Raw genomic sequence first — 11894 nt, 5'->3', positions numbered from 1 at the left:
ATGGGCCTGTTCGGCTACCTGCTGCGCACCGCGCGGGGCATGTTCGCCCTTGCGCTGGTGGTGAGCCTCGCCAGCGGCGGCACCGGCGCGGCGTTCATCGTCCTGGTCAACCTGGCACTGTCCGGGGGCACCCGAGCTTGGCTGGTGTGGTCGTACGCCGCGCTGTGCGTGGCCACCCTGGTAACCCGGTTCGTGTCGCAGCACCTGCTGTTCCGGCTCTCCCAGGGCGTGATCCTGCAGGTGCGGCGGCGCCTGATCGACGCCGTGCTCGGCGCGCCGCTGCGCACCGTGGAGCGGGTCGGCACCCCGCGGCTGTACTCGGCGCTCGCCGACGACGTCGTGGTGATCGCCGACGCGCTGCCGGGCCTGCCGGCCATCGCCTCCAGCGCCGCGTTCGTCCTCGTCAGCCTGGTGTACCTGCTGATCGTCTCCCCGCCGGCCGCCGCGGCCGCCGGCGTCGCCACGCTGGCCGGCGTCGCGCTGTACCGCCTGTTCTCGGTCTCCGGGCTGCGCTCCCTCGACGCCGCCCGCACCGAGCAGGACGTGCTGTTCGAGCACTTCCGGGCGGTCACCGAAGGCGTCAAGGAGCTCAAACTCAACCGGCGGCGCCGCGACGCGCTCACGGGCACCGAGCTGACCCGCACGGCGCTGGCCTATCGCCGGCACAGCGTGATCGGGCTGTCGGTGTTCGAGGCGGCCGCCGGCAGCGGTCAGGCGGTCTTCTTCGGCCTGATCGGCGCGCTGCTGTTCGCGTTTCCGCTGCTGTTCACCCTGCCCGCCCAGGAGCTGGCGGACAGCGTCGTGGTCGTGGTGTTCGCCGTGTCGAGCCTGCAGGGCATGCTCACCTGGCTGCCGGCCCTGGGCCGCGCCGCGGTCGCCCTGCGCACGGTGCAGGAGCGCATCGCCGCCCTGGATTCGGCGGAACCCCCGACGTCCGGCGCCCCGGTGGCTGCGTTCGATGGATGGCGTACCGTGCGGCTGCGCGAGGTCGTGCACGTCTACCCCGGGCCGAAGGGGGAGGAGTTCGTCCTCGGGCCCCTGAACTTCGAGTTCCGCCGGGGCGAGCTGCTGTTCGTCGTCGGCGCCAACGGCAGCGGCAAGACGACCCTGGCCAAGGTGCTCACCGGCCTGTACCCACCGGAGCACGGCCTGATCGAGGTCGACGGGGTGGCGGTCACCGACGCCAACCGCGACGCCTACCGCCAGCTGTTCTCGGCCGTGTTCTCCGACTTCTTCCTGTTCGACAGCCTGGCCGGACTGCCCGGCCAGGCTGTGACCGACCGGGCCCGCCACTACCTGGAACGCCTGCAGCTCGACCACAAGGTGAGCATCGCCGGTGACCGGTTCTCCACCACCGCCCTGTCGCAGGGGCAGCGCAAGCGGCTCGCGCTGCTGTCGGCCTACCTGGAGGACCGTCCGTTCTACGTGTTCGACGAGTGGGCCGCCGACCAGGACCCGGTGTTCAAGGAGTTCTTCTACTCCGAGCTGCTGGCCGAGCTGCGGGCACAGGACAAGGCGGTCGTGGTGATCACCCACGACGATCGCTGGTTCGGCGCCGCCGATCGGCTGGTCCGGCTCGATTTCGGCCAGATCAGAGCTGAGGAGGTGCCTCGTGGACACACGGTGGCTGGCGGGAGCTGAGCCCAGTTCCGGCGCGGCGCTGCGGCTGTTCTGCCTGCCGTACGCCGGCGGTGCGGCCGCGGCCTACCGGCCCTGGCGCGAGCTGGCGCCCCCGGGGGTCGAGGTGCTGGCGGTCGAGCTGCCCGGCCGGGCCACCCGGGTCCGTGAGGAGCCCTACGTCCGGCTGACCCCGCTGGTCCGCGCGCTCGCCGGCGCCGTCGCCGACGGCCTCGACCGGCCCTTCGCGCTGTTCGGGCACAGCATGGGCGCCCTGGTGGCCTTCGAGCTGACCCGGGCGCTGCGCCGGATGGGGCTGCCGATGCCGCGGCACCTGTTCGTGTCCGCGGCCGACGCCCCCGACGCGCGCCCCGGCGAGTCACGGCTGTTCGACGCGCCCGACGAGGAGGTCAAGGCGCGGCTGCGCCGGCTCAACGGGACGCCCCTTCACCTGCTCGAGGACGAGGAGCTGATGACGTTGATACTGCCCACGCTGCGGGCGGATTTCGCGGTGCTGGAGACCTACGAGTACCGCGAGGAGCCCCCGCTGCCGGTGCCGTTCACGGTGCTCGGCGGTACCGCCGACCCCAGCGTCTCGCCGGCCGCGCTGCTGCGCTGGCGCCGGCACAGCGCGGTCTCCGCGGAACTGCGACTGTTCGCGGGCGACCACTTCTACCTCAACACCGTCCCGGCCGAGCTGGTGCGGACCGTCGTGGAGCGCCTCGGCCTGCCGGAGTCCGTCGAGGGGAGCCGGTGGTGAGCGTGCTCGGCGCTTCCGCCGCGTTCACCCTGCTCACCGCGGCCGAGCGGGACGCGCTCGCCCCGGGCGTGATCGAGGCGTACCCCGTCTTCCCCACGCAGGCGGCGGCGTGCCGTGACGCCGCCGCGGCCACCGAGGTCGCCGCGGTGCGCCTGCCCGGCCGGGCGGATCCCGGCGCCGGCGCCGACCGGCTGCGCGACCTGGTCGCCCGGCACGAGCTGCTGCGCGCCACCCTGAGCCTGCCCGAGTCCGGCCGCTGGCTGCAGATCCTCGCCGCGGCCGGGCCCGATCCCGAGGTCCACGACCTGCGCGAGGCGGCGGCGGACGACGCACGCGGCCGGCTGAGCGCCCTGATCCGCGCCGAGCGATCGGCTCGGATCGACCCCGCCCGCGAACCGCTGCTGCGGCTGCACGTCGTGCTGGAGCCGGGCGGCGACGTGGTCCTGCTGGCCGCCGCCCACCGCGCGCTGGCCGACCTGGTCGACCTGCCGACGCTGCTGTGCTCCCCGGCCGGGCCGCCGGCGACCGGGACGACCGGGCATGCCGTCTGCGTGGCGGCCGAGCTGGAGGCCGCCTGGGATCTCGGCGGGCCCGCGAACTGGCGGGCGCTGGCGGACGGCTCGCCGTTCACGCTGCCCGCCGCGTGGGCGCCGCGCCGCGGCGAACCGGCCGTGCACCACCGCCTGCCCGTGCCCATCGACGACCTGATGGACGGCCTGCGGGGGCTCGCAGACGCCGCCGGGGTCGCGATCGACACGGTGCTGCTGGCGGCGCACCTGCGGGTGCTGGGCATGCTCACCCCCGAGCCGACGGCGCACACCGAGGCGCGGCTGGCGGCCACGCACGCCGGCGAGGGCTGCGCCGAGCCACTGCACTCCCTCGCCCTGCCGCTGGCGGTCAGCCGCGGTGCGGCGACCTGGCGGGAGCTGGTGGCCGGGGTGGGCGCCGAGGCGCGAGCCGCGTGGCGGTACCGCCACAGCCGCCCCGAGCCGGTCCGCGCCGAGGCCGAACGCCTCGCCGGCGCCCTGTTCGTCGCCCACCCGGCCGAGGCGGACGCGCCGGTGGGGGAGACCCTGGCCAACGGCCTGCGGGTGGACGCCTGGCCGGGGCGGGTCGTGCTGAGCGTCCACGGGGCCGCCGCGACCGGGCCGGACGCCGAGCGGCTCGCGGCGATGTACCGGCTGGTCCTGGCGGCGATGGCGGCCGGGACCGGCGCCGCCGACGCGCACCCGCCCGACGGCGAGGTCCGGCTCGTGCTGGACACCTGGGCCGCCGGGCCGGTCGCACCGCACGAGCCGGTGACCGTCGTCGACCTGCTCCGCGAGCGCGCCGCCGCGACACCGGACGCCCTGGCCGTGCGCGGCGCGGGCATCGCGATGACGTTCGCGGAACTGGACGCGCGCTCCGACCGGCTCGCCCGGCACCTGATCGAGCTGGGCGCCCGCCCGGAGGCGCTGGTCGGGGTGAGCCTCGAGCGTACGGCGGACCTGCTGCCCGCGCTTCTGGGCGTGTGGAAGTCAGGCGCCGGGTACCTCCCGCTCGACCCCGCACTGCCGGCCGAGCGGCTGCGGCACATGACGCTCGCTGCCGGCTGCCGGCTGGTCGTCGCCGGGCCGGCGCAGGCGGAGGCGCTGGGCGACCTGCCCGTGCGGATGGTGCTGGTGGACCGCGACCCGGCGGCCCTTTCCGCGCAGCCGGACGGGGCGCCGGACGTGCGCCCCGACCCGGCGAACCTGGCGTACGTCATCTACACCTCCGGCTCGACCGGCACCCCCAAAGGCGTGCTGGTCCAGCACGACGGCCTGGTCAACTACCTGCGCTTCACGCTGGACGCGTACGTTGCGGCGGGGCCGGGCGGCGCGCCGGTTTTCTCGTCGATCTCCTTCGACCTGGGCATCCCGAACCTGTTCGCGCCGCTGCTGGCCGGGCAGCCGGTCCACCTGCTGCCCGACCGGCTCGACGTGGCCGGGCTCGGCGAGCAGTTGGCCGCGGGTGCGCCGTACAGCTTCATCAAGCTGACCCCCGGGCACCTGGATCTGCTCACGCACCAGCTCGACGCGGGACAGGCCCGGTCGCTGGCCGGCATCGTCATCGCCGCCGGCGACGCCTTCACGGCCGACCTCGCGCGGCGGTGGCTGGATCTGGCCGGGCCCGGCGGCACGCGGGTCGCCACCGAGTACGGCCCCACGGAGATCACGATCGGCAACTCCGGCGAGGTCATCACGGCGGCGCCGGCCACCGAACTGGTCCCGCTGGGTGACCCCATCCCGAACACCACGATGTACGTGCTGGACGAGTTCCTGCGGCCGGCGCCGATCGGCGTGCCGGGCGAGGTGTACATCGGCGGGGCCGGCGTTTCCCGCGGGTACCTGGGCCGGCCGGACCTGACCGCGGACCGGTTCGTGCCCGACCCCTACGGCCCGCCCGGCGCCCGCCTCTACCGCAGCGGCGACCTCGCGCGCCGGCTGCCCGGCGGCGCGCTGGAGTTCCTCGGACGGGTCGACAACCAGGTCAAGATCCGGGGGTACCGGGTGGAGCTGGGCGAGATCCAGGCGTGCCTGTGCCGCCACCCCGGCGTGCGCGACGCCGTCGTGGCGCCGCGCCGCTCCGCCGCCGGCGACGAGCGGCTCGTCGGCTACGTCGTGCCCGCCGCCGGCTGGCCGCTCGACGCCGCCACCCTGCGCGAGCACCTGGCCGCACTGCTGCCCGAGTACATGATTCCGGCTCGGTTCGTCGCCATCGACCGGGTGCCGCTGACTCCCAACGGAAAGATCGACGTCCGCGCGCTCCCGGCGCTGCCGTGAGCGGTGGCGGATCCCGTCGTCGAGGAGAGATCGAGGAGAGAGCTGATGACCGTTCTTGACGCTACCCGCGGCACATCCCGGCCGCGCGTCGAGCACAGCATCGAGCTCGACGCGCACGAGCGCGCCGAGTTCAATGCCCTGGCCGAACAGCTTGTGCGCACCGCGCCCGGGCTCATCGACGACCCCGACTGGCTGGCCGCGGCCCGCCAGCTGAGCTGCCGGCTGCCCGTGCGGCTGCGGCAGGCGATCCGGCGGTACCGGCACGACCCGGGCCGGTCCGGCACGCTGCTGCTGGCCGGGCTGCCCATCGACGAGCACGGCCTGCCCGACACGCCCGACGTGCGGGAGTCGGTCGAGCGCGAGGCGGCCGGGCCCGCCGCCGTGGCCATGCTGATCGGCCAGCAGATGGGCGAGGTGGTCGCCTACCGGGACGAGAAGTCCGGCGCCCTGGTGCAGAACGTGGTGCCGGTCAAGGGCCTGGAGGACTCGCAGAGCAACGCCGGCTCGACGCCGCTGGAGTTCCACATCGAGAACGCCTTCCACCCGCACCGCCCGGACTACGTCGGCCTGCTGTGCCTGCGCGGCGACCACTCCAGTACGGCCGGCACCCTGGTGTCCTCGATCCGCAACGCCGTGCCGCTGCTCGACGGCGCCGACCGTGAGGTGCTGCTCCAGCCGCGCTTCCGCACTGCCGCACCGCCGTCGTTCCACAGCGGGGACGCCCGCCCGGCGCATCCGGTGCTCGCCGGCAGCCCCGAGGACCCCGACGTCTGCCTGGACTTCAACGCCACCGAGCCGCTGGACGACGAGGCCGACGCGGTGCTGCAGCGCCTGCGCAAGGTGCTGTTCGACGTCGCGGTGTCGCTGGTGCTGGGCCCCGGCGAGATGGCCTTCGTCGACAACCGCCTCGTGCTGCACGGGCGGTCGCAGTTCACGCCCCGCTACGACGGTCGCGACCGGTGGCTGCACCGCGTGTACGTCCACACCGACAACCGCCGCACCCGGGCTCACCGCCCCAGCGGCGGCCAGGTCCTGCTCTGACTCGCCGACTGTGTAGGGAGAGACGACATGTCCGCACCGACCGAGCCCGCCCACCTCGTCGTGGTCAACGACGAGGAACAGTACTCGCTGTGGTGGGCCGACCGGCCCGCGCCCGCCGGATGGCGGCCGGTCGGCGAGCCGGGCACGCGCGAGGAGTGCCTGACCCGCATCGGTGAGCTCTGGACCGACATGCGACCGGCGAGCCTGCGCGCTCGGATGGCGGGCGAGGCCCCGTGAGCTTCCCGGCGGACCGGCATCGCGAGGGCCCGCTCCACCGGCTCGGGCTGTGGACGGCGCTGCACCCGTGGCGGGTCAGCGCGGTCTGGGTCCTGCTGCTGGCCTGCGCCGTGGTATCCGCCGGGTACTTCACCGCGCACCTCACCGCCGGGGACAACCTGGTCACCGGCTCGGACTCGCAGCGCGCCCGGGACCTGGTCGCGCAGCGGTTCCCGGCCGCGACCGACGAGACCGACTTCGTCGTCGTGCACTCCGGCCGCCGCACCGCCGACGACCCGCAGTTCCGGCAGGTGGTGGCGCAGGCGGTCGGCCGCTACGGCGGGCAGCCGGCGGTGCGCACGGTGACCGACCCCTACACCGCGGCGGAGCGCTGGACGGCCCCGGACCGGCACACCGTGCTGGTCCCGGTCGGCCTCGCCGGCGACCGGCGCGACCGGCAGGCAGCGGCGCAACCGCTCGGCGACCTGGCCGCGCAGCTGTCCAACGGCGACGTCGAGGTCCTGTTCACCGGCGCGTCCCCGCTGGCCGCGGCCACCGTCACGCAGAGCTCGCAGGACCTGGCCCGGGCCGAGTCGATCGGCCTGCCCGCCGCGGCCGTGGTCCTGCTCGTCGCGTTCGGTTCGCTCGTGGCCGCCGCCCTGCCGCTGGGGCTCGGGGTCGTCGCCGTGCTGGCCGCGTTCGGGCTGCTCGGCGCGGTGTCCCTGGTCACGTCGTTCGACGTGTTCGTGCAGACCGCCGTCAGTATGGTCGGCATCGCGCTGGGCATCGACTACTCGCTGTTCATCGTTACGCGGTTCCGCGAGGAGCTGTCCGCGGTCGCCCGCGACGACCGGCCCGGCCGCGCCCGCGCGGTCGCTCGGACCGTGGCGACGGCCGGCCGCGCCGTGCTGTTCTCCGGCGTCACGGTGCTGGCCTCCCTCGCCGGGCTCTGGCTGGTCCGATCGCCGAAGGTGCACGCCATCGCCGTCGGGATGGCCGCCGCGGTGGCGGTCATGATGCTGATCGCGGTCACGCTGCTGCCCGCGCTGCTCGGCCTCCTCGGCCACCGCATCAACCGGCTGGCGCTGCCCTGGGCGCGCCGGTCGCTGGCCAGCCCGGACCCGGAGCACTCGGTGTGGGCCCGCATCACGGGGTTCGTCATGCGCCGGCCCGTGCTGGTCGCCGCCGTCACCGGCGCGCTGCTGGCCACGGCGGCGCTGCCGGTGTTCTCGCTGCGCTACGGCGTGGATCTCGGCGCCACGGCGGTGCGGGACTCGCCGGCCGGGCGCGGGTACACCGCGATGTCGGAGGCGTTCCCGCCGGGCGCCCTGTCCCCGGTCACGGTCGTCGCCGCCTCGGGCGGCGGGCCGCTGACCGACCCGCAGCTGGAGGCCATCGCCCGGTACACCGCGCAGGTCGCCGGCCGGCCCGAGGCGGCGGACGTCGTGTCGGTCACGTCCGTCCTCGACGCGCAACTCGGCGGGCACACCGCCCAGCAGCTGCGCTCGGCGCTCGGCTCCGGCGGCGGTACCGCCCTGGCCGGCCTGGTCAGCGGCGACGGTTCCGCCACCGTGGTCACCGTGGTGCCCAGTCAGGCCCCGGACTCCATCGAGGCCGGGCGCCTGGTCGCCGGCCTGCGCGCGGACGCGGAGCGGACCTTGGCCGGCGCCGGCCTCGCCGCCCACGTCGGGGGAGGCCCCGCCGAGATCGCCGACATCACGGCCGAGAGCTCGCGGGGCATGCCCGTGGTGGTCGTCGCCGTGCTGGCGCTGTCGTGGCTGTTGCTGCTGCTCACGTTCCGGTCGCTGCTGCTGCCGTTCAAGGCCGTCCTGATGAACCTGCTGACCTCCGGCGCCGCCTTCGGCATGGCAGTGGTGGTGTTCCAGCAGGGCCACGGCGCGGGGCCGCTGGGCGTCGAACGCACCGGGTTTCTGCAGGTAATCCTGCCGCTGTTCGCGTTCGCCCTGGTCTTCGGGCTGTCCATGGACTACGAGGTGTTCATGCTCTCGCGGATGCGCGAGGAGTGGGACGCCACCGGCGACAACCGCCGGGCCGTGCGGGCCGGCATCACCCGGACCGCCCGGGTCATCACCGCCGCCGCGGCGATCATGGTCGTGGTGTTCGCCGCGTTCATGTTCACCCGCGACCTGGAGATCAAGCAGATGGGCTTCATGCTGGGCCTGGCTGTGCTGATCGACGCGTCGCTGGTGCGGCTGCTGCTGGTGCCGGCGCTGATGCGGCTGATGGGATCGTGGAACTGGTGGCTGCCCGGCCGGCTTTCCCGCGTGCTGCCGCGCACGCCGGCCGAGCACTGAACCAGGCCGGGCCCGGCCTGGTTCAGTCGCCGGGTTCGACCAGTTCGACGAGGACGCCGCCGGCGTCGCGGGGATGCACGAAGTTGACCCGTGAGCCGGCGGTGCCGGTCCGCGGCGTCTCGTACAGCAGCCGGGCGCCCCGCGAACGCAGCTCGGCGCAGGCGAAGTCCAGGTCGCCGACGGTGAACGCGACCTGCTGGAGCCCGGGGCCGGAGCGCTCCAGGAAACGGGCGATCGTGGAGGAAGGGTCGAGCGGGGCGAGCAGCTGAACTCGCCCGGCCCCGGGGTCGGTGCCGAGGGCCATCATGGCCTCCCGCACCCCCTGCTCGGCGTTTTCCTCGACGTGCACGCACCGCATCCCGAAGACGCGCTCGTAATGGGCGATCGCCTCGTCGAGATCGGCGACCGCGACCCCGACGTGATCGATGCGCAGGAGTCCAATTCCGGCGATCGCGCCGGCCGGGGAGTTATCGACGGACATTGTTACAGTATATCGCCGCTCGGCACCCCGCGGCAATCGGCCGGCGGCATTTTCGCCGCTGTTTCTCGCGGATCGAAGTACCCAGCGGAATTGGCGCGCAGAACAGCTGCCGGAAATCTCCGCGAAAATTGTTCGCCGTAGTCGGGCGGTAACGTCGGCGCGGCAGAGCGACGTGGGAAGGTGCGTGTGGTGAACGCGATGTCGATGATGGCTGCGGCGCCCCCGGGCGACGTCTACGGCCACCTCAGAGATCTCTTCCGGACCGCCGGGGTTTGGCACCGGTACATCGACCATCCGCCGGAGGGTCGCACCGGGCCGGCCACCGAGCTGCGCGGCCACCGGCTGTCGCAGGCGGCCAAGTGCCTCGTCGTCGAGGTCGCCATCGGCCGTCGGCGGGCGGTGCACGCCCTTGCCGTGGTCGGCGGGCACCGCCAGGTCGACCTGTCCCGGGTGCGCGACGCCCTCGGCGGTCGCAAGGCGTTCGTCGCCGCCCGGGACACGGCCGAGCGGCTGACCGGCTGCGTCAGTGGAGCGATCGTGCCGTTCGCGCTCTGCGCCGGCCTGCGCCTGCTCCTCGACCATGACCTGCTGGGCGAGCCGGTGCTGTACTTCAACGCCGCCCGGCTGGACCGCTCCGTCGCGCTGTCCCTGCGCGACTACGTGTCGCTGGCGGCACCGCAGGTGGAGCGGATCGCGGCCGTCCCGGCATAATTACGGACCGGGGCCACCATCCCATTGATCATCACCAGCGCCCATATGTCGATGCCTTTGTCCGTTGCCAGCGAAATTGAATTATTTTTGCTGTTGCATCTGATTCGGATGGAGTTTCCGCGACTACAAGTTGGTCCGCCCTGATGATCGAGCCTGGAGGACGACGGTCCTGGACGTCAAGCCCCAGGCCACGAGTACCGACGCCCGGCGGGTCAGGCTCGGGGCGGAAAAACTCTGAGGCGGCAAGGTGAAGTTCGTTCGGAGTTCGGGTGAGACCGGCAAGGTGTGCCCATGCTGACTCGACGGCAAGTCCTCACCGGAGCGGCGGTGACGGCCGGTGCGGCGCTGCTGCCGGCCACCGCGGCCGCCGCGCACACCGACCACGCCGACCACGGGGGACACCCCGGAAACTCGGCCACGCCGTTCGCGCTCGGCGTGGCCAGCGGTGACCCGTTACCCGACAGCGTCATCCTGTGGACCCGCCTGCTGCGCGCGGGCCTGCCCAACAGGCCGGTCCAGGTCGAGTGGCAGGTCGCCCTCGACGACCGGTTCCGCAAGGTGGTCCGCTCCGGCTCGACGCACGCGCGGCCCGAGCTCGCGCACTCCGTGCACGTCGACGCCCGCGGCCTCCTGCCCGGCCGCGAGTACTTCTACCGTTTCCGCGCCCTCGGCGTGCTCAGCCCCACCGGCCGCACGAAGACCGCGCCGTGGCCGTGGCAGGACGGCGGCGCGCTGCGCTTCGGCATCGTCAACTGCCAGGATTTCCAGAACGGCTACTGGCCGGCCTACACCGGTGTGGCCGCCGAGGACCTCGATGTCGTACTGCACCTCGGCGACTACATCTACGAGTACGACCCGCACAGCCGCTTCGCCGACCGCAACCACACGACGCCGGTGACGCCGGGCCTCGACCAGCTCGTCACGCTGGCCGACTACCGGGCGAGGCACGCGCAGTACAAGGGCGATCCGGCTCTGCAGGCCGCGCACGCCGCGTTCCCGTGGATCGTCACCTGGGACGATCACGAGACCGAGAACAACTACGCGTCGCTGATCGACGAGATCGACGACACGGGCGCGCAGCACCAGTCGCCGGCCGACTTCGCCCGCCAGCGCGCCGCCGCCTACCAGGCGTACTACGAGCACATGCCGATCCGCGCGAACCTCAAGCCGGGCAGCCCCGACCTGCGCATTTTCCGCCGGTTCGACTTCGGCCGGCTGGCCCGTTTCAACGTCCTCGACACCCGCCAGTACCGCACCGACCAGCCCGGCGGCTTCCCCGGCGACTTCGGCCTGCCGCAGGCCGGCACCGCTAACGTCACCGGCACCCTGACCGGCGAGGACCAGGAGCGCTGGCTCGCCGACGGCCTGAACCACTCGCCGGCCCGGTGGAACGTCATCGCCCAGCAGGTGATGATGAGCCGCATCAAGCTCCCCAACCCGACCGGCGGTCTGCCCGCGATCCTGGCGAACCTCGACCAGTGGGACGGCTACGCCCCGCAGCGCACCCGCCTGCTGCAGCATCTGGTCGACGCGAAGGTCCGCAACCCGGTCGTTCTGGCCGGCGACATCCACTCGACGTGGCTGAGCGAACTGCGCGTCGACTTCGACAAGCCGGAGCAGAGCCCGGTCGCGGTCGAGTTCACCGCCACGTCGATCAGCTCCGACTTCCCGATCGCATTCGACGCCCCGCTGAAGGCCCTGAACCCGACCCTCAACCCCCACGTGAAGTACTTCGACGGCTCCCGCCGCGGCTACCTGCGCTGCGTCGTGGACCGCCACGAGTGGCGCACCGACGCCCGCACGGTCGACACGATCGAGGTCCGCCAGACCCCGGTAACGACGACCGCGTCTTACGTGGTCGAGTCCGGCACCTCAACCCTCCACACCGCCTGACCACACTTCTGCCCGCCCGGCGGCTCCGTTCCCCCGGAGCCGCCGGCGAGCGCCTT

At 73.5% G+C, this 11894-nt stretch carries 9 protein-coding genes; 8 read left to right on the top strand and 1 reads right to left on the bottom strand.

Annotated features, from left to right (window positions below):
- Genes ACQPY0_RS41690 through ACQPY0_RS41665 form a run of 6 tightly spaced genes read left to right on the top strand, consistent with a single transcriptional unit; the run spans nucleotide 1 to nucleotide 8753 of the window.
- A complete protein-coding gene (locus tag ACQPY0_RS41690) occupies nucleotides 1–1641 on the top strand; it encodes a cyclic peptide export ABC transporter (RefSeq protein WP_432973938.1) in 1641 nt (546 codons plus the stop codon).
- Entirely contained in the window at nucleotides 1613–2377 is a 765-nt protein-coding gene (locus tag ACQPY0_RS41685; protein ID WP_432973936.1) for a thioesterase II family protein, read from the top strand. The genes ACQPY0_RS41690 and ACQPY0_RS41685 overlap by 29 nt, the downstream gene beginning before the upstream one ends.
- A complete protein-coding gene (locus ACQPY0_RS41680) occupies nucleotides 2374–5181 on the top strand; it encodes an amino acid adenylation domain-containing protein (protein WP_432973934.1) in 2808 nt (935 codons plus the stop codon). The genes ACQPY0_RS41685 and ACQPY0_RS41680 overlap by 4 nt, the downstream gene beginning before the upstream one ends.
- A gap of 45 nt (nucleotides 5182–5226) precedes the next feature.
- The gene (locus tag ACQPY0_RS41675) at nucleotides 5227–6222 is read left to right on the top strand and encodes a TauD/TfdA family dioxygenase (RefSeq protein ID WP_432973932.1); all 996 of its coding nucleotides are present in this window, start codon (nucleotides 5227–5229) and stop codon (nucleotides 6220–6222) included.
- A gap of 27 nt (nucleotides 6223–6249) precedes the next feature.
- Nucleotides 6250–6459 carry an MbtH family protein gene (locus ACQPY0_RS41670; protein ID WP_432973930.1) on the top strand — a complete coding sequence of 70 codons (210 nt, stop codon included), beginning with the start codon at nucleotides 6250–6252 and terminating at the stop codon, nucleotides 6457–6459.
- Complete coding sequence (locus ACQPY0_RS41665; RefSeq protein ID WP_432973928.1) at nucleotides 6456–8753, top strand: MMPL family transporter; 2298 nt, start codon at nucleotides 6456–6458, stop codon at nucleotides 8751–8753. The genes ACQPY0_RS41670 and ACQPY0_RS41665 overlap by 4 nt, the downstream gene beginning before the upstream one ends.
- A 22-nt stretch (nucleotides 8754–8775) precedes the next feature.
- Here the strand turns inward: ACQPY0_RS41665 and mce are convergent, their stop codons facing one another.
- Nucleotides 8776–9234 (bottom strand): methylmalonyl-CoA epimerase, encoded by a 459-nt coding sequence (mce, locus tag ACQPY0_RS41660; RefSeq protein WP_432973926.1) that lies wholly within the window; start codon nucleotides 9232–9234, stop codon nucleotides 8776–8778.
- A gap of 198 nt (nucleotides 9235–9432) precedes the next feature.
- Here mce and ACQPY0_RS41655 point away from each other — a divergent pair, with 198 nt between their 5' ends.
- The gene (locus ACQPY0_RS41655; RefSeq protein WP_432995580.1) at nucleotides 9433–9945 is read left to right on the top strand and encodes a YbaK/EbsC family protein; all 513 of its coding nucleotides are present in this window, start codon (nucleotides 9433–9435) and stop codon (nucleotides 9943–9945) included.
- Nucleotides 9946–10236: 291 nt separating this feature from the next.
- Nucleotides 10237–11838 carry an alkaline phosphatase D family protein gene (locus ACQPY0_RS41650; RefSeq protein ID WP_432973924.1) on the top strand — a complete coding sequence of 534 codons (1602 nt, stop codon included), beginning with the start codon at nucleotides 10237–10239 and terminating at the stop codon, nucleotides 11836–11838.
- Nucleotides 11839–11894 lie beyond the last annotated feature (56 nt).

This window comes from Dactylosporangium sp. CA-233914 (assembly GCF_050942935.1).
Taxonomy (GTDB): Bacteria; Actinomycetota; Actinomycetes; order Mycobacteriales; family Micromonosporaceae; genus Dactylosporangium.
This window is presented reverse-complemented; position numbering and strand designations above follow the sequence as displayed.

Bases quoted from the DNA above. Each gene is read 5' to 3' on its own strand.
- ACQPY0_RS41670 (WP_432973930.1), top strand. From the start codon at position 6,250: ATGTCCGCACCGACCGAGCCCGCCCACCTCGTCGTGGTCAACGACGAG.
- ACQPY0_RS41650 (WP_432973924.1), top strand. From the start codon at position 10,237: ATGCTGACTCGACGGCAAGTCCTCACCGGAGCGGCGGTGACGGCCGGT.
- mce (WP_432973926.1), bottom strand. From the start codon at position 9,234: ATGTCCGTCGATAACTCCCCGGCCGGCGCGATCGCCGGAATTGGACTC.
- ACQPY0_RS41690 (WP_432973938.1), top strand. From the start codon at position 1: ATGGGCCTGTTCGGCTACCTGCTGCGCACCGCGCGGGGCATGTTCGCC.
- ACQPY0_RS41675 (WP_432973932.1), top strand. From the start codon at position 5,227: ATGACCGTTCTTGACGCTACCCGCGGCACATCCCGGCCGCGCGTCGAG.
- ACQPY0_RS41655 (WP_432995580.1), top strand. From the start codon at position 9,433: ATGTCGATGATGGCTGCGGCGCCCCCGGGCGACGTCTACGGCCACCTC.